The 18,030-nt window shown below is 43.1% G+C and carries 17 protein-coding genes; 2 read left to right on the plus strand and 15 right to left on the minus strand.

Going from position 1 to position 18,030, the window contains the following annotated elements; genetic code table 11:
* Positions 1-11: 11 nt before the first annotated feature.
* Positions 12-605 carry a beta-class carbonic anhydrase gene (locus AC07VD_RS01905; protein ID WP_010886620.1) on the minus strand — a complete coding sequence of 198 codons (594 nt, stop codon included), beginning with the start codon at positions 603-605 and terminating at the stop codon, positions 12-14.
* 382 nt (positions 606-987) lie between these two features.
* Between AC07VD_RS01905 and AC07VD_RS01910 the strand changes: the two genes are divergently transcribed.
* Positions 988-1,965: a 2-hydroxyacid dehydrogenase gene (locus tag AC07VD_RS01910; RefSeq protein WP_494721575.1), complete on the plus strand. Its 978-nt coding sequence runs from the start codon at positions 988-990 to the stop codon at positions 1,963-1,965.
* A gap of 37 nt (positions 1,966-2,002) precedes the next feature.
* Here AC07VD_RS01910 and psdB read toward each other — a convergent pair whose 3' ends face one another.
* From psdB to psdR, 4 genes are all read right to left on the minus strand, one after another.
* Positions 2,003-3,943: a lantibiotic ABC transporter permease PsdB gene (gene psdB / locus AC07VD_RS01915; protein ID WP_024571588.1), complete on the minus strand. Its 1,941-nt coding sequence runs from the start codon at positions 3,941-3,943 to the stop codon at positions 2,003-2,005.
* The gene (gene psdA / locus AC07VD_RS01920) at positions 3,918-4,697 is read right to left on the minus strand and encodes a lantibiotic ABC transporter ATP-binding protein PsdA (RefSeq protein WP_003228167.1); all 780 of its coding nucleotides are present in this window, start codon (positions 4,695-4,697) and stop codon (positions 3,918-3,920) included. The genes psdB and psdA overlap by 26 nt, the downstream gene beginning before the upstream one ends.
* Positions 4,698-4,779: 82 nt before the next feature.
* Positions 4,780-5,850 (minus strand): two-component sensor histidine kinase PsdS, encoded by a 1,071-nt coding sequence (gene psdS, locus AC07VD_RS01925; RefSeq protein ID WP_003242699.1) that lies wholly within the window; start codon positions 5,848-5,850, stop codon positions 4,780-4,782.
* Entirely contained in the window at positions 5,844-6,557 is a 714-nt protein-coding gene (gene psdR / locus AC07VD_RS01930) for a two-component system response regulator PsdR (RefSeq protein WP_015384738.1), read from the minus strand. The genes psdS and psdR overlap by 7 nt, the downstream gene beginning before the upstream one ends.
* Positions 6,558-6,703: 146 nt before the next feature.
* On the opposite strand from psdR, the gene AC07VD_RS01935 reads away from it, so the two are divergent.
* Positions 6,704-6,913, plus strand: coding sequence for a hypothetical protein (locus tag AC07VD_RS01935; RefSeq protein ID WP_124059204.1), 210 nt, complete (start codon positions 6,704-6,706; stop codon positions 6,911-6,913).
* 35 nt (positions 6,914-6,948) lie between these two features.
* Here AC07VD_RS01935 and AC07VD_RS01940 read toward each other — a convergent pair whose 3' ends face one another.
* The 10 genes from AC07VD_RS01940 to bmrA all read right to left on the minus strand — a co-directional run bounded on the left by AC07VD_RS01940 (position 6,949) and on the right by bmrA (position 17,925).
* Positions 6,949-7,713: an arylamine N-acetyltransferase family protein gene (locus AC07VD_RS01940; protein ID WP_124059206.1), complete on the minus strand. Its 765-nt coding sequence runs from the start codon at positions 7,711-7,713 to the stop codon at positions 6,949-6,951.
* Positions 7,714-7,971 (minus strand): HPr family phosphocarrier protein, encoded by a 258-nt coding sequence (locus AC07VD_RS01945; RefSeq protein WP_003219835.1) that lies wholly within the window; start codon positions 7,969-7,971, stop codon positions 7,714-7,716.
* 23 nt (positions 7,972-7,994) lie between these two features.
* Entirely contained in the window at positions 7,995-8,945 is a 951-nt protein-coding gene (whiA, locus tag AC07VD_RS01950) for a DNA-binding protein WhiA (protein ID WP_003243775.1), read from the minus strand.
* Positions 8,946-8,967: 22 nt separating this feature from the next.
* Positions 8,968-9,921, minus strand: coding sequence for a gluconeogenesis morphogenetic factor (mgfK, locus tag AC07VD_RS01955; protein WP_003244450.1), 954 nt, complete (start codon positions 9,919-9,921; stop codon positions 8,968-8,970).
* 1 nt (position 9,922) lies between these two features.
* The gene (gene rapZ, locus AC07VD_RS01960; RefSeq protein WP_003243903.1) at positions 9,923-10,810 is read right to left on the minus strand and encodes an RNase adapter RapZ; all 888 of its coding nucleotides are present in this window, start codon (positions 10,808-10,810) and stop codon (positions 9,923-9,925) included.
* A 24-nt stretch (positions 10,811-10,834) separates the two neighbouring features.
* Positions 10,835-11,311: an 8-oxo-dGTP diphosphatase gene (locus tag AC07VD_RS01965; RefSeq protein ID WP_010886622.1), complete on the minus strand. Its 477-nt coding sequence runs from the start codon at positions 11,309-11,311 to the stop codon at positions 10,835-10,837.
* A gap of 318 nt (positions 11,312-11,629) precedes the next feature.
* Entirely contained in the window at positions 11,630-12,580 is a 951-nt protein-coding gene (gene trxB, locus AC07VD_RS01970; protein ID WP_003228139.1) for a thioredoxin-disulfide reductase, read from the minus strand.
* A 205-nt stretch (positions 12,581-12,785) separates the two neighbouring features.
* Positions 12,786-14,195 carry a peptidoglycan DL-endopeptidase CwlO gene (cwlO, locus tag AC07VD_RS01975; protein ID WP_494721574.1) on the minus strand — a complete coding sequence of 470 codons (1,410 nt, stop codon included), beginning with the start codon at positions 14,193-14,195 and terminating at the stop codon, positions 12,786-12,788.
* 380 nt (positions 14,196-14,575) lie between these two features.
* Positions 14,576-16,030: a tetratricopeptide repeat protein gene (locus tag AC07VD_RS01980; RefSeq protein ID WP_003228135.1), complete on the minus strand. Its 1,455-nt coding sequence runs from the start codon at positions 16,028-16,030 to the stop codon at positions 14,576-14,578.
* A gap of 125 nt (positions 16,031-16,155) precedes the next feature.
* Positions 16,156-17,925: a multidrug resistance ABC transporter ATP-binding protein/permease BmrA gene (gene bmrA / locus AC07VD_RS01985; RefSeq protein ID WP_064911625.1), complete on the minus strand. Its 1,770-nt coding sequence runs from the start codon at positions 17,923-17,925 to the stop codon at positions 16,156-16,158.
* Between the last annotated feature and the right edge of the window lie 105 nt (positions 17,926-18,030).

Consider the following 18,030-nt stretch of genomic DNA (forward strand, 5'->3'; position numbering starts at 1 on the left):
TATAACCTCCCTTATGAGTGATTGTTTATAAGCTCAGTTTCATAACCGTTAATGACCACATCAAGTTTTCCTGTTTCAGGATGAATGACAAGTCCGTGAACCGGCACTTTTTTCGGAAGCAGCGGATGATTCTTAATCATGTTCACACTGTGGGAAACGCTTTCTTCCACGCTGTGAAAACCAGTCAGCCACGTTTTCAAATCGAGTCCGGCACTCGTCAGCAAATTCAGGCAGCTATCCTCCACCCCGCGTTCCTTTGCTTTCTCAAGAATCGAGGACGCATTCAGCCCAGACATTCCGCATTCATGATGGCCGACAATGCATACCTCTTCAGCCTGCAATTCATAAATCGCGACCAGTATGCTTCGCATCACGCTTCCAAATGGGTGAGAAACGATGGCTCCCGCGTTTTTTACAATTTTAGCATCACCGTTTTTAAGCCCCATTGCTTGCGGAAGAAGTTCTGTAAGCCTTGTATCCATACAGGTGACAATGACGAGCTTTTTCGAAGGAAACTTTGTCGTTTTGTACGGTTCATACTTCTTCTCACTGACAAACCGCTGATTGTGTTCCAAAATTGATGTTAAAGAAACCATTTGATTCATCTCCCATCCATATGATTTTGCAAGCCTTCTTACCCAGCTTACAGTAAGGAATTATAGCATAGGAATAAGCCAAGAAAAGGTTTTCAAAAAAAGACACTATAATTGGACTGTAGAATCAAAACATAAACATTTATATCTTTCAAAGATAATAAAATTTATATTTAATGCATCCTATAATCCGGCTGCAGTTCGTATATCGATGATTTGTCTGACAAAAAATATGGGTGAATTCTGATAATTAAAAAACTTTTTTAAGCAGATTTAGCTGTTCGATCTTCATTTTAAGTTCAAAAGAACCAGAAATTAAAAAAACGCAGCTATATTTTTAACATCTATTTATTTCCGATATAATGAATTAGACAACAGCCATAAAGGGGGAGCCTTGTTGAAACCATTTGTATTTATCACAAAACCGATTCCTGAAGAGATTGAAGCATTCATCGGTGAACATTGCCGTTATGAAGTATGGCAGGAGGATACGCTTCCGAGTGACGTGCTATTTGAAAAATTAAAAGAAGCGGAGGGGCTTTTAACATCAGGGACGTCCGGACCGTCAATCAATCGTGAGTTGCTGGAACACGCGCCTAAGCTCAAAGTGGTCAGCAACCAATCAGTAGGCTACGATAACTTCGATATAGAAGCAATGAAAGAAAGAGGAGTCGTCGGGACTCATACACCTTATACACTGGATGACACAGTTGCAGATCTGGCTTTTTCACTGATTCTGTCTTCCGCCAGACGTGTTGCCGAACTGGACCGTTTTGTCAGAGCAGGAAAATGGGGAACCGTGGAAGAGGAAGCGCTTTTCGGAATTGATGTTCATCATCAAACGTTAGGCATTATCGGCATGGGCAGAATTGGAGAACAAGCAGCGAGACGCGCCAAATTTGGTTTTGATATGGAAGTGCTTTATCATAACCGACATCGCAAACAAGAAACAGAAGACAGCATCGGCGTTAAGTATGCAGAGCTTGATACATTGCTGGAGCAATCTGATTTTATTCTTCTCATTACGCCGCTGACTGATGAAACCTATCACATGATAGGAGAACGCGAATTTAAGTTGATGAAGGATTCAGCAATTTTCGTCAATATTTCCCGGGGAAAGACAGTTGATGAGAAAGCACTGATTCGCGCTCTTCAGGAAGGCTGGATCAGGGGAGCCGGCTTAGATGTATACGAAAAAGAGCCTGTCACCCAAGATAATCCGATCCTGCAGCTGGATAATGTCACGCTGCTTCCTCATATCGGTTCAGCAACAGCTAAAGTGCGCTTCAACATGTGCAAACAGGCTGCCGAAAATATGCTCGCAGCGATCCAAGGGCAAACACCGAAAAATCTCACAAGAGAATTTCAATAAATCAAAAATCCGGTCTGATAACAGACCGGATTTCATATTACATACGCTGAAGAACAGCACGCTTATAAATATGACGGGTAACGATATAATAAAGAGCCTGGAATACAAAATAAATGAAGATGACAATTACGGCCTCAAGAAATAAATTGGAATTCAGCATATTACTTAACGCTGCATACGCAAAGCCCGCGTGAATCGTACCTGCGATAAATGGGATGAAGAATAAAAATCCTATTTGCTTTCCAAGGATCGAGTGAATCTCTTTGTCCGTAACCCCTATCCTCTTTAACGCTAACACCTGCACTCTCGTATCTTCTATTTCCGTAAACATCCGCAAATACAGCATGCTTCCTTGCACGATAAAAAACAGCACGCTGACAAACAGACCAATAAACAGCATTAATGCAACTCCCTGCTTGACAATTTGATAACTGGGAGCACGTGTTTGAAAATCAGATGTATGTTCTTTCGGCACCATGTTTTCAAGCTTTTCAGAGACATCCACCGTCTCCTGCCAATGCTCAAGCTCATAACCTACCATTCTCATCTGTTCCTTCAGCGGCACATCCTGTGACAGACTGTCAAAGCTCTTTTCGCTGACAACCAATAAACGGCTGACTCCATCGACAGACATCAATATCCCTTTGTTTTGCTGCTTTTTCATGACGTAGGAAAGGGTTTTTCCTGACTTCATATGAAATGCTGCTGTTTCCCCTTCTCCAAATGTGTCTTTCACCATCATTTGAAAAGAAACATTAATAAATGCTTCATTTTCTTGTAAATGAATAACTGGGAACCCTTTTTCCTTTGCGACTTGATTATAGACTTTTTCTGAAATCAGCAGAGCTTCCGCTTCCATCTTCTTATTTCCATACGGCAAGTCTGACTGAAAAGTGACAGGAATCCCTGTGGCATCCACCTTATACTTGATAACAGCATGAGCTTTTTTCAATGTATTCTCAGCTGTCTCAGGCTTCATGACCTGAAAGCGGGAAGCATCCTTTTCCACCCAGGAAACAGACTGAGGAATGCTTTGCTCCTCCTGCCTTTGTAAATCGGAATAAAACATATAGATGACACCTGTAGCTGTTAATATGACCGCTGTAATGACAGAGGTTAAAAACAGCATGCGTGCATGATCCTTCAGCCTGAATATCATGTTGGAACGCACAATGATATTCGTGCCTTTGTAGAAGCTGTGTTTCTTTCGGTACAGCATGCGGAAAAACGCCACACTGCTTTGGGTAAAAAAGAAATACGTGCCAATTAACACTAAAATCAAAATTGGAAATACCCGAAACATCATGTCAATTGCATTGGCTGTTGCAGATAGATAATAACCGCTGCCAAGACATAGCAAAGACAATACAGTGAGCCATTTCGAATAAACTGGCAAACTTTTCGGCTTTTTGGCCGATTTAATCAGTTCAATGATTTCCAGCTTCCGAATCCGTCCCAGTGATAAAATGAGCAGCGTCTGAAACAGGATGAGAAAGCCGGCAATTGTCATCACAAACGCTTTCGGCACAATGGCAAACGAAATCGGCACCTTCACGCTGAGCATCCATGTCATGATCATAAAAAACAGTTTTGAAAATAACAGGCCTGCTCCAATGCCGGCCGCAATCGCCGCAAGAGAAATAAGTGACTGCTCATAATAAATCATCTTGCGAAGCTGCTGCTTTGATGTGCCAAACAGTGTCAGCAGCCCAAACTCTTTCTTTCTTGCCTGCAAAAACGCTGAATTGGAATATGTGATGAAAAATATACAAAACACAATGATGACGACAAGAGCTGCGCTCAAGCATGTTTTGACAAGGCTTCCGCCATATATATTGTCTTCATTGACATCAGGATGAAAAATAAATGATGTGAAGACAAAAAACACCGAAACGGCAAACACACAGCTTAAAAAGTAGGCCACATACCGTTGCAGATTCCCAAGAATGTTTTTACGGGCGATAGTTCTCAAATTCATGAAAATCGCCTCCCAACACACTCAAGGTATCCAATATACTTTGATAAAACACCTGCCTGTTTGTTCCTCTGTGAATCTCTGAAAAGAAACGTCCGTCTTTAATAAAAACAATCCGTTTACAGAAACTTGCCGCTGTGGCATCATGCGTAACCAACAAAATCGTCGCTTCCTTTTCCTCATTCAACTGAGCCAGTGTGTTCATCACTTGCTTTGCCGATTTTGAGTCGAGGTTTCCTGTCGGTTCATCGGCAAGAATGAGCGCCGGATTGTGAATAATCGCTCTGGCACAGGCTGCCCGCTGCTGCTGTCCGCCCGACACCTCATATGTGCGGTGATCGAGAATATGCTTGATTTGCAGCGTATCCGCCAGTTCATCCAATCGGGCTTCCATTTCTCTCAGCTTTACCTTATCCAATGCGAGCGGCAAGAGAATATTTTCACGAATCGTCAGCGTATCAAGCAGATTAAAATCCTGAAAGACGAAGCCGAGTTCTCTTCTGCGAAACAAAGCCAGCTCTTGGTCCTTTAATGTTTTCGGCTGAATGCCGTTGATCATCATCTCGCCCTGGGTCGGCTTATCAATGGTAGCCAGCAAATTCAGGAGCGTGGTTTTTCCGCTTCCCGACGGCCCCATAATCCCGACAAATTCTCCTTTTGACACACTGAGATCAAAGGCGCTGAGCGCTTGGTATGATATTGTTCCTTTATTTGAATAGTACGTTTTCGATAGGTTCGTTGTTTGCAACACGTTCATGTTCTGCTCCTCCTTTTTCTTTATTATAAAAAGGAAGTCAGCATCCTCCCATCGAACTTTCTTGCAATTCCGCTCCCCAACCTTACAATGCTGTCACATTCACGAGGGTGTCACTTGAAAACACGATGGTCATCACAGTGCCAGCCCCTTCTTTTGATTCCGCATACAGCTTATGGCCGAGACGGCTGCACACCTGTTTTGCTAAATAAAGGCCCATTCCAGTTGCCTCTTTCATGGTTCGTCCGTTTTCTCCGGTAAAAAACGCGTCAAAAATCCGCGGCAGATCCTGCGGCGGTATGCCGATTCCTTCGTCGGCAACCGACAAGCGCGTCTCATGTCCCTGTGTTTCAATCCGGATTGTAATAGGGTCTCCCACACCTTGCTTTGAATATTTTAAGGCGTTGAAAAGGATTTGCTCAACAACAAAGGAAAGCCACTTTTGATCACTGGAAATCTGAACGGCATTTGGCGGCACATGTAATGTTGGAAAAAGGCGCCGTTTAATAAACTGACGTTTTTCCTGATTGATCAGTGAACGAACCATTTCTGCCAAATCAAAGGTTTGCGGCTTTACATCAAATGCAAATTCCTCCAGCCGGGCCGTTTGCAGCATCATATCAAGACCGTGGCGAAATCTCTCATTCTCATCCTCCAACTCCTCTAAAAACGTCGGAAAAGAGGATGAGGTTCCGTTTTTTCCTTCCTGAATCATTAAGGATATGACGGATACCGGTGTTTTCATATGGTGGACCCATTGATTGGTGAAGGTATAATGCTGTTTTTGCTGATTGATATATTGTGAGAGCCTGCTTTCGTATTGCTGCCCGAGTGCGTTGATCATTTTCGTCCAAAGCGCTTGCTCTCCTGTTCTTGGCTTTCGGGCTTTCAAAGACTGTCCGATGTCATTCGAAGAAGAGGCTTGTTCTGCAAGCTTTTTAACATATGTGAGAAAGGAAAATTGCCGAACATAATCAGCAGCAAAACCTGCGGCTAAAAGAGTACCGGGCAAAATCCATATGTACATCATATTTTCTTTGGAAGGTTCTGCGCCGCTCTCTACAATGCTTAAATACGCAATCAGCATGGCGGACCCTATCCCTAATAATGAAAATAGAATAATGGCTAAGCGGTCGATGAGATAAGTCTTTAACACTCCGCTTCATCCTTCCGATTGACTTGAAATTGATAGCCTTGTCCTCTGATTGTGGAAATGCAATCTTTCAGTCCGGCATTCTCCAGTTTTCTCCGCAGCCGGTTGACATTGACCGTTAACGTATTGTCATCGACAAAATCAACGTCATCCCATAACGCCTCCAATAGTTCATCACGAGAGACAATTTTTTTATGCTCCCTCACAAAAATAGAGAGAAGCTGAAATTCTTTTTGGGAAAACAGAATACGGGAGCTGTTCCATTCGGCCTCATTTTGATCAGGATAAATCGTCAGCCCGCCAAGCTCCACTATTCTAGATTCCTGCGGCAAAGAGGGCGAATATTCACCATATGTGCGGCGCAGGACGCTTTTGATTTTGGCCATCACTACCTCTAGATGAAACGGCTTTGTGATATAATCATCGCCGCCATTTTCAATCGCCATTACCTGATTCAGCTCATCGGTCCGTGCCGATATAAAGATAATCGGCGCATTGGAAATGGTACGGATTTGCCTGCACCAATAAAACCCGTCAAAAAAAGGCAGGTTGATATCAAGCAGCACAAGATCAGGCTTCATTTCTGCAAATTCCAATTTTATATCATTCAGCTGTTCAGCAATTTTCACTTCATATCCGTATTTTTGAAGATGACCGCCCAGCAAAGAAGCAATCCGCTCATCATCTTCCACAAGCAAAATCCGATACACGTTGATCCCCCTTATATGTACATCACGATGATTTTTCTAGAAGATTCCAAAATTATTATAGCATGTGCGGAATAGTAAATCGGTCTTTTTCTTTTCGTTGTGATAGAATAATAAAGGTAAAATTTTCATAATAGGCAGGTGTCGTGATGAAGAAAATCATGCTGTTTCTGGCAATGACGTCAATTCTTTCAGCATGTCAGCCCAACTATACCGGGAAATACATAGAAATTGGGGATACACTAACTGACTATGGCAAAGAGTGCTTTAAAGAGAATGAAATTCCTTATAAATACGAAAAGGGAAAACTGTATATCCCAGAAGATGCATTTGATACAGCAATCTACACTTGTTCATAAGAAAAAGCTTGCAGATAACCTGCAAGCTTTTCACGTTACAAAAAATGAGTATTTAATTTCTCTTCAAATCCTGAAGGGCCGATGTCGCTTTTTTGAATGTTACCGCCGTTTTCATAAATCGTAAAATGGCGCTCTGACATGACCATCCTTCCGCTCGGCGTCAGCTTTGAGGCAAGCAGGGATTTGTTAAAAGGAGATTTTTCATGAGAGTGAATGATGTCCTTCATGTTATCTAAATCACCGAGATCACTCTCTTCAAGGGTAAAGGCGTACCCAATTTGCCAGCCTTCTCCTTTGTCCATCAGCAGAACATAGCTGCCCTTTTCTGTCTCTTCCTTTTTGATTCGGAATGACCCGACTGGTGACTGTACCGTTTCTCCGGAAAGCGGTATCGGCTGGAGCGCCAGGTTGATGCCGAAGCCGATATCAACGAGGTAATCGCCGTTTTCCGCAGACAGCCATACAGCAGCATGCGTCCCTTCTAGTGCCCATCCCTCTTGATCGCCTGCATAAACCGTTCCTCGAATAAGCTTCACATGAAACCCGGCCTCACGCAAAACAAAATAAAGGAAACCATTTAGATCGTAGCATAGGCCACCGTGCTGATCTTTGAGCAGACGGCGCCATAGATCTTCTTTTGTTACCCTATAATTCTCTTTTGCAAGTACGGCACGGTTTTCGAATGGAAAACGGTATGCCATTGCTTTGAGAAAAAGGGGAAGATCGCCGAAGCTGACATGGTCTTTCTCCCAGCCGATTTTCTGAAAGCAGTCTTTTAGAAAGTCACTCATTTTTATCACCTAAACTTCTTCTTGAACGTAAGCAGCCAGCTTCTCCAGCGCCTCTTGTTCATCTTCTCCCTGGGCAATCAAGGTAACCTCAGTGCCTGTGCTTACCGCGAGGCTCATCAGCCCCATGATGCTTTTGGCGTTTACTTTTTTCCCATCCTTCTCAAGAAACACATCTGACGTAAACCGGTTTGCTTCTTGTACAAACAAAGCAGCAGGACGTGCTTGCAGTCCTGTCTTTAATCGAACTTCCACTTTCTGTTGAACCATAAGATCTCCCCTTTTCTTTACGGTTATTTTAAAGTGACGGTTTGCCCTGTCCGCAGCTGTTCTGCGATTTCGTCAAGTTTTCTCAGCCTGTGATTGATCCCTGATTTGCTGATTTTCCCGCTTGCTACCATTTCCCCCAGCTCTTTCAGCGTCACTTCCTGATAATCAATCCGAAGCTGCGCAATTTCCCGAAGTTTTTCAGGCAGCGCCTCCAGGCCGATTCTTTCATCGATGTATTTAATATTTTCCACCTGTCTCAGCGATGCGCCGATCGTTTTGTTTAAGTTGGCTGTTTCACAATTGACGAGGCGGTTGACCGAATTTCTCATGTCCCGAACGATTCTGACATCCTCAAATCGCAGAAGCGAATTGTGAGCGCCGATTACGTTCAGAAACTCTGTAATCTTTTCAGCCTCTTTTAAATAGGTAATGTAGCCTTTTTTCCGTTCAAGCGTTTTGCTGTTTAACTGAAACTCATTTAACAGGTCACATAATGAATCGTTATGCTCCTTATAAAGAGAGAAGATTTCTAAATGATACGAGGAGGTTTCCGGGTTATTGACCGAACCTCCTGCCAAAAATGCTCCTCTCATATAAGAACGCTTGCAGCATCTCTTTTTGACCAGCTCTTTCGAAATACTTCGTTCAAACACAAAATTCTCCCCGAGTATTTTTAAATCCTCTAAGATCGCTTTTGCATTTTCTGAAAAACGCACAATATAGACGTTATTCTTTTTCAGCCGCATTTTCTTTCTGACCAGCAGCTCGACCGACACATCATATTGTTTTTTCAGCAATGTATAGATGCGGCGGGCAATCGCCGCATTTTCGGTTTGAACATCGAGTACGAGATGGCGGTTTGTAAATGATAAAGCTCCATTCATCCGAATGAGTGCAGACAGCTCGGCATTAATGCAGCAGTCCTTCACTTCCAGATTCGTTAATTCTTTTTTTGTTTCTGATGCAAATGACATATAGCCACCTCATTTCAAGGCTTCATTCTTTCAGTAAATCAACAAGAAGAGAGGCCACTTTATGTGTATCGTGACGTATTACGTCATTTTTATACGTTACAATTTGATCTCTGATAACTTCAAGCCCCATCGCTTTCAGCTCTTCGATATCAAAATCAACAGGACGCGCAGATTCCATTTCGTACTTACGTTTTATTTCGTCGGGAATGTCTTCACTGTTCACTAATATCGTATCAATAAAACCACAGCCCATATGCTGATTGAGCGCTTTCACATGATCAGCAGCGGTGTAATGGAGCGTTTCGCCGGGCTGAGTCATCACGTTACAAATGTATACTTTTTTCGCCGGCGCCTTTATCACTTCTTCCCCGATTTTTGGGACGAGTAAATTGGGAAGAATGCTTGTATAGAGGCTTCCCGGGCCGATAATAATCAAATCCGCTTCCCTGATCACGTCTATTGTTTCCGGCAGCGGATCAATCTGTTCAGGCGTGAGAAATACACGCTTAATACGCTGTCCGTATTCCGGGATCGTTGACTCGCCTGAGACCACGCGGCCGTCTTCCATCTCAGCATGCAAAACGACACTGGCATTGGCAGCCGGCAAAACCTTTCCTCTTACATTCAGCACCTTGCTCATTTCAGTGACAGCGTGAAAAAAATCACCGGTTATATTTGTCATCGCTGCCAAAATCAAATTCCCGAGAGAATGGCCTGTTAAGTCATTCCCTTTATTGAAGCGGTGCTGAAAAAGATCTTCAACAAGCGGCTCCACATCGGATAAAGCGGCAAGCACATTTCTGATGTCTCCGGGAGGCGGAATTTTCAGTTCATTCCGCAGACGGCCAGAGCTTCCCCCATCATCGGCAACTGTTACAATGGCCGTGATGTCAACAGGTTTATGCTTTAGGCCCCGTAGCAATACAGAAAGACCTGTACCGCCGCCAAAGATTGCGATTTTCGGCTTTTGTCCCATCTTATTTCCGGCTTCTCTTTTCAATGTCCCGGTGAGTAACATGAGTATAGTAATCCTTTTTGAAATAATCAGCTAAATTCTCGGCTAATGTCACAGAGCGGTGCTGGCCCCCTGTGCAGCCGATCGCAATGACAACCTGGCTTTTTCCTTCTCTTTTGTAAGATGGAAGCATAAAGCTCAGCAGATCAATTAATTTCTCATTGAACTTTTGTGTTTCATTCCACTTCATGACGTAAGAGGAAACCTCTTTATCCTTGCCAGTCAGCGGCCGCATGCTTTCGATATAGTACGGATTCGGCAAAAATCTGACATCAAAGACGAGATCTGCATCAATTGGAATACCGTATTTAAAACCAAATGACATGACATTCACGGTAAATGTCTCTCCTTGGTTTGTCGCAAAGTGCTTCACGATTTTTTCACGCAAATCACGCGGCTTCATGTCAGACGTATCGTAAATGATTTGAGAGCGGCCTTTTAATTCCTCAAGCAGCTCTCGTTCCAGCGCGATGCCTTCAAGCGGCAGGCCAGTCGCTGCCAAAGGATGCGAGCGTCTCGTTTCTTTATATCTTGTGACGAGAATGGAATCCTTCGCGTCCAGGAATAAAATTCGCGGTGTGATCCACGGATTTTCGGCCATTTCATCCAGCGCTTCAATCAGCCGGTCAAAAAATTCGCGGCCGCGCAAATCCATCACGAGCGCAACTTTGCTCATTTTCGAATTTGATTCCTTCATCAGCTCTAAAAACTTCGGAAGCAATGAAGGCGGAAGATTATCGACGCAGAAATAGCCGAGATCTTCAAAGCTTTGGATCGCGACAGTTTTCCCCGCTCCCGACATTCCGGTTATAATGACAAGCTGAATATCATGTGATTCACTAACACTCATCTTTCTCCCCCCTGACTTGTCTTTCTATTTGATGTGCTGCGGGTCTAAACGATAACTGAGCAGCTCAAATTCCGGTGTATACGTAAATGTGCCGTGCAGCAGCCCTTGTCCCTTCATCATAAAATCAAGGATATGGCCGTCTCCAGGGGCCATAGGCAGGTTCTGAATGTCATTGACATCGTGCCACTGCAGTTTGCCTTCCTCTGATTCTGATACATTTTGTCCTGTATAAGAATCCGCGACAAACGTAAACATCATCCACTCGGAGACAATGTGGTCACCGTCTTTAATAATAAAGGTAAAAACGCCTTTTAATTGAGGATTTATGATATAGATACCAGTCTCTTCTCTGTACTCTCTGATGACGGAGTCTCTGACTGATTCTCCGCTCTCCATCTTGCCTCCCGGCGCGACCCACCATCCGCGTCTCGGCTTTTGAAGCAGAAGAACTTTGTCATCCGTCTGAAGCACACAATTTGTCACTCTTTGCAAGTACGTCACCTAACCTTCGTCCTGTCATCGTCTCTTTATTATACCGCTTCAAGATGCCTCCCACAATGAAGAGACATTGACAATCTTTTCTTCTATTTTACAGCATATTCATTCCTTAATTCAGATGATTTTGCTGTAACTGGCATTCATCTTTTATTTATGGACAAAAAAAGGACACGGATAACTGGAGAATCCGTGCCAAAAAAGTGTATTCATTATAAAAAGGGGGTCAATTACTTTATTAATCATAACCGAAAAGCATTACACATGTGTTACAGCGGAATTAAAACCCAGTAACGTAATGTGAAACTCGTATGACAGCCCTTTTTATTTTAAGGTTTTCAGCGTTTCTTGAAGCTCTTCAACATAATGCTGTACGCTTTGCGCCGCAATACTTCCGTCTCCTGTAGCCGTTACGATTTGGCGCAGTGATTTTTCGCGAATGTCTCCGGCAGCGAAAATTCCTTCAACCTTTGTCTCCATGCGGTCATTTGTTTCGATGTAGCCTTCTTCATTCGTAATGCCCAGATTCTCAAACGGTTTAGACAGAGGAAGCATGCCGATGTAAATGAATACGCCGTCTGTTTTGAATTCACTTTCTTCACCGGTTACCGTATCGACAAGCGTTACGTTACCGACTTTGCCGTTTTCCTCATGAATTTCCTTCACGGTTTTGTTCCATAGGAAGTCAACTTTTTCATTATCAAATGCTCTCGCTTGAAGAATACTTTGAGCACGGAGTTTATCACGTCTGTGAACAATCGTTACTTTTGAAGCGAAACGAGTCAGATATACGCCTTCTTCAACCGCGGAATCTCCGCCGCCAACAACGACTAGTTCTTTGCCTTTAAAGAAAGCGCCGTCACATACTGCACAATAAGATACACCGCGGCCGCCCAATTCTTTTTCGCCAGGCACGCCGATTTTTTTATATTCCGCACCAGCAGCAATGATGACAGCACGTGCTTTATATTCCTTTGAACCAGCTTTGACTACTTTGTACTCTTTGCCGTCAACGACTTCTTTAATATCGCCATAAGCGTATTCAGCGCCGAATTTTTTCGCGTGTTCAAACATTTTGTTAGAAAGCTCAGGCCCAAGGATACTTTCGAATCCAGGATAGTTTTCTACATCTTCCGTATTGGCCATTTGTCCGCCAGGAATTCCTCTTTCAATCATTAATGTCGATAAATTCGCTCTTGATGTGTATACAGCGGCCGTCATCCCAGCAGGGCCCGCGCCGATTATAATCACGTCATAAATTTTTTCTTCTGACACACTATTCACTCCTTAAACCATCTTTTCAAGTTTGGGCTCTTTCTTATAAGATAAGAATCCCCATCAAACGTATTCCTTACCCATATCCTATAAAATCTCATGGTGATACGCTATTTTTTTGCTCAACACGATTAAATGTATTCGAAAAGGGTATATGTTAATAAAGAAAGAGCCTTCTGTTTATAGAAGGCCCTTGTCATATTTATTATTGAACAACACGTCTTACAACGCCTTTAAATGCTGCTTTCCAGTAAGGATTGCTCATAGAGTCAACAGATACGCCATGAGATGTATTGTCGTTTAGGAAAGTACCATTTCCTAAGTAGATTCCTACGTGTCCATTTGTTTTGTAAGTGTCAAAGAACACAAGGTCTCCGCGTTTCATTTCAGACGCGCTGACAGCTTGTCCTCTGCCAACTAACGTATCAGTTGTTGTTCCGCCTACAGGTCCAAGGTTAACACCTGCAGAAGCGTATGCCCAGCGTACGAATGATGAGCAGTCAAAAATACGGTTGTTGATATCAGACTGACTGCGTCCGCCGCCAAACTTGTACGGAGATTGTCCTACAATGCTTGAACCAACGCTGATCGCGCCTTCAATTCCGCCGGAGTTGCTGATAACAGTGCCGCCTGAATTGCTGTTTGAGCCGCTGCTCTTCTTAGAAGATGAGCCGTTAGACGAACTGTTTGATGAACCGTTAGAAGAATTGTCTGAAGAATCATCAGATGAGCTTGCTTTTGCTGATTCAGTTGTAGCCGTTTGGCTGTCATTTGTTTGTGTTTCATCAGATGCTTTTTGTGCTTCTTCCTGCTTTTTGATCAAAGCAGCCGCTGCTTCTTGTTCTTTTTTGATGCGTGCTTGTTCAGCTTCAGTATTTGCTTTTTGATTTGCAAGTTCAGACGCCTCTGATTTTAATTCAGAAATCGCTTTAGCCGTTTTCTTCTGGCTTGCTTTTGCTTCGTCGAAAAGCTTGTCTTTTTCATTAAGCTGTTTATCAAGGTCTTTTTGCATTGTTTCTAATTTAGCCAATGCAGCTTGAACTTCTTTCAGCTTGTCATTCAAATCCGCTTCAGAATCCTCGAGCTTCGCTTTATCCTGCTCTTGCTGTTTGATTAAATCTTTGTCTGCGTCCACAATAGATGAAACCGCAGTCGCACGAGAGATAAAGTCACCAAAGCTTGTTGATCCTAGAAGAACATCTATGTATCCTTGAGATCCGCCGCTTTCCTGTAAAGAACGAACGCGTTTTTTCAGGATTTCATTGCGTTTTTCGATACGTGCTTCTGTTTCTTTAATCTCTTTTTTCAGTTTTTTGATTTCTTCTTTTGTTTTATCGTTTTCTTCTTTTTTATCTTCGATCTTGTTACTTGTATCAAGCGCCTTAGCGTTAATGTCTTTCAGTTCTTTTTCAATCTTTGATTGATTTTCCTGAAGCTCACTTAATTCTTTTTCCTTCGCTTCAATGCTGGAAGCAACCTCAGATTGCTTGCTTTCGATTTTTTGTTTCTTTTCATCTAATGTTTCCGCCGATGCAGTTTTACTTGTAAATGGGATCAAAAAACTGCTTGTCCCGATGACGGAAGCCAAACCAAGTGTAATTAAACTCTTTCTCACTTTTTATATCCTCCCTTTTACTGTGAACCTGTCCTCATTTGGAATCGTATTTTGAACATCAAGTTTCGTTCCTCATACTCTACGAGGAATGATGGTTGTTTATGGTTAATTATTCTGTGCATCTCTTATTCTGGTTGTATAGCGTTTATTTCACATCATATGTAAAAAACACTAATTCCTTATGTACGAGAATCATTATACCATCAAGTTTCGACAAATTAGCGATAAATTTTATTACATTTATGTTTCAAACAGATGTCAAGTCACACATCATTTGTCATTTTTCTTAAGCGTGTAAAAAAACTGTCGATATTATTTTCTTAATATAATCTATCAAACAAAAAAAGAGTCGATTAAATAAATCGACTCTTTAAAATTTACTATTCTAGAATATCATCAATATATTTCATATATTTCGTCAACGTTGCCGGAGAGATGCCGAATCGGGCCGCTGTGTCTTTTTTCGTGTCTTGCTTGCCATGGGCTTCTTTCCAAATATAACAGATGGCTGCTGCCCAGCCTTTCTCATTCTTCAACGGAGCAGCTGCACGAATTTGCTGGATGACATGGAAAACCCAGCAGCTCATGACTTCTGTTTTCATCTCTTCTTTTTCAGCTTGCTCTAATAATTTGACCGTTTGATAGGCGAAAAGTGCATCCTCTGAAACGTCAGCAGCCGCAGAATCCCCATTTAGAAGCAGCTTTACAAAATGATTTTCAAAAGGAGCGGTAATTCTCTTTGAGCGTATCACCGCTTCAAGATGCTCTGTTTCTCCCTTTGTGCTGCTGATATAATAGGCTGCGAGACGCTGTTCCACAGATGAAGGAAGAGCTTCCCTCCGCTCAATCCAAGGCGCCGGGCGGTCTTCGCCGGGATATTGCGACTCGACTTTTCTCCAGATCGTCTCGGCAAAGTCGGTATGTCCCGTAAAATAAGCAGAGCAGGAAAGCCAGTAAAAGAAGGTGTCGTCACCTTCAAAGCCGGTTTTATATAATGATTTGAGCCATTTATATCCGATCTCGTAGCGGCCGACAAGCGCCAAAGTAGCACCCAATTTATAACGCTGCTCCATTAGCATCGGATAGACATTCGAGAGCTGATCACTCAATTCCACCACTTTTTCGTCTTCTCTTTCATAATAGTAGAAAACGAGAAGATTGCATAAGGCGTGAAGATTTCCTTCATTATGAGAAAGCACTTCATAAGCGGTTTGCTTCGCTTTTACAACGTTTCCTGAATAGAAATAGGCAAGCGCGAGATTGTTGTATGCTGACCAAAGCTCCGGATATTCAGCTGTGATTTCCTCAAGCGCCGCAACCGCTTCAGCAAGCTGGCCGCTTTCCAGCAATGACTTTGCCCGATCCTGTTTCACCAGCAGTTCATCCTGATCATACAACGAATCTTCAATGCCGTCGTCTCCTAAATCGAGCAAATCAAGCAGACTATCGTTTTCTTCGGCGAATTCACCATCCGGGTCCGCATCAGAATAAGCGGCCGCTTCTTTATAAGCTTCCTGGAAGAGCCCCAGATGGGCAAAGTTATTCGCTTTAAAGTAATGGCACTCCGGCATTTCGGCCTCCAGATTTGCCATGATATAGTCAAGAAGATCGTTCGACTCTTGATACTGGCCCATTTCCGAATAAATGACCGCAAGCTGTGAAAGCATCTCTGAATCCTCCGGCTCCAAATGAACCGCGCGCTGAATCAGTTTGCTTGCTCGTTTTAGATTGCGCTCTTTATACGCTTTCAAGCCTTTATGAAAAAAATATTGTCCATCTTGAAGCAGCTGGACAATTTGTGCGTGATTTTTATGTTCAGAAGTGTGTTTTCCCACAACTACCCTCCGTTTTATACAATATTACCGTCAGTAGTATACCATAAATCGTAAGCCCCTCAATAGTTCAAAAGGAAGGATTGGGAAAATCCCTCCTCTTTTTTATTGGCTGATTCGACCAAAATTTACCCGGCTTTGTTTTCTAAGTCCGCATTCATTTTCAGCTGCTGTTCAGCAAAATCCCTATAAAGACCATGGGAAGCCATTAACTCATGGTGTGTTCCACGACCGGTAATTTCCCCTTTTTCAACAAACAAAAGCTGGTCCGCATCTACAACGGTAGATAGGCGGTGAGCGATCACAATCGTTGTGCGGCCCTCCATCAGCACCTCAAGCGCCTGCTGAACTGATTTTTCAGATTGGCTGTCGAGACTTGAGGTCGCTTCATCGAGCATAAGAATGCTTGGGTTACGGAGAAGCGCTCTCGCAATTGCGATTCTCTGCCTTTGTCCGCCTGACAGCATAATGCCGCGTTCGCCTACTTCTGTATCAAACTGATTCGGCAGCTCCTTTATAAAATTGAGCGCATATGCCATCTCCGCGGCTTTTTCGATCTCAGCATCCGTCACATCTCGTTCTAACCCGTAGCAAATATTTTCTCTGATTGTCCCGGACATTAACGGGCTTTCCTGTGATACATACCCGATATGCTCCCTCCACGATTCAAGCGAGTAAGTATCGACCGGCTCGTCCCCCAGTCGAATGGTCCCTGCAGTCGGAGTATAAAAACGTTCAAGCAGCTTAAACAGCGTCGTTTTCCCCCCGCCGCTCGGACCGACAATCGCTGTGACTTTACCTGCTTCAATGACGGCGCTGATTTCTTTTAAAATCAGCTGATCAGGCTTGTATCCAAAAGACACGCGATCAAGCTGAATAGGGAGATGCGCATTTTCAATTTGTTTTCCTGTCACTGTATCTTCTTCTTCCTCTGCTAAAATCTCAATCATTCGTTCTGTTGCACCGATTGATTTTTGCAGCTGTGTGAAAAACGTTGTAATCTGGCCCATCGGCATTATAATTTGAAACAAATATAAAATAAAAGCCACGAGCGCTCCCGCCGTGAGTTCGCCTGAAGATACCTGCATGCCGCCATATCCGATCACTGCGACAAGCGCTGCCATTAGCACGAGTGAGATAAGCGGGCCGACAAGTGATTGAACCTTAGCTTCACGAACGCCAAGCTTAAATAATGAGGAAATCCCCATCTTCCCGCGCCCATATTCGACATCCTCCGCATTTGAAGCCTTGACGAGTCTAATTTCTGGGAGAATTTGATTCAGCAGGCCTGTAAAACGGGCTGTTTCATCTTGCGTTTCTCGTGAAATGGAGAACATTTTCCGTCCAATCGGCACCAAGATAAGAGCGGCCAGCGGAACGACCACTAACACAAGCAGTGTCAGCTTCCAGTTCATAATAAACAAGATTGTCAATGATCCAATGACAGAAATGATGCCTGTAATAAATCCGCTGATATGGGTTGTAATCAATTCTTTGACCACCATCGTATCGTTCGTTACACGGCTGACTGTTTCTCCGGAAGCATTTGTATCGAAATAAGAGACAGGAAGCTTAATTAATTTCTTCCATAGTAACTCCCGCAGCCCGGAAATGATTTTTTGTCCATTATAGTTAAGCGCATAGGTGGCATAAGCGCTTAAACCCGCCTGAACGAAAAACACCAGCGCGATCAAACCGATTTGCGTGCCTGACAGATTTGACATAGAAAAACCATCGACAAGCTGCTTCGTTAATAATGGAATGAGCAGGCTGACCAGCGTGGTTACAACACTGAGGGCAAGCGCAAAGGCAAGCTTTCCATAAGAAGGATTGGTCCGTCTTACTAAGGCAAAAAAGGGTTTCAATTTACTTTTAGATTTTTGTTTCTTGGTTGGCATATATTTTCCTCCTGTTTCAGCGTTCAGAAAGGTGAAAAGTCATAGCAAAAGGATGATTTTTACTCTTTCTCAATCATATCAATGGAGAAAGACTTTTTCAGTATA

Source organism: Bacillus sp. GW821-FHT01G09, from assembly GCF_059422205.1.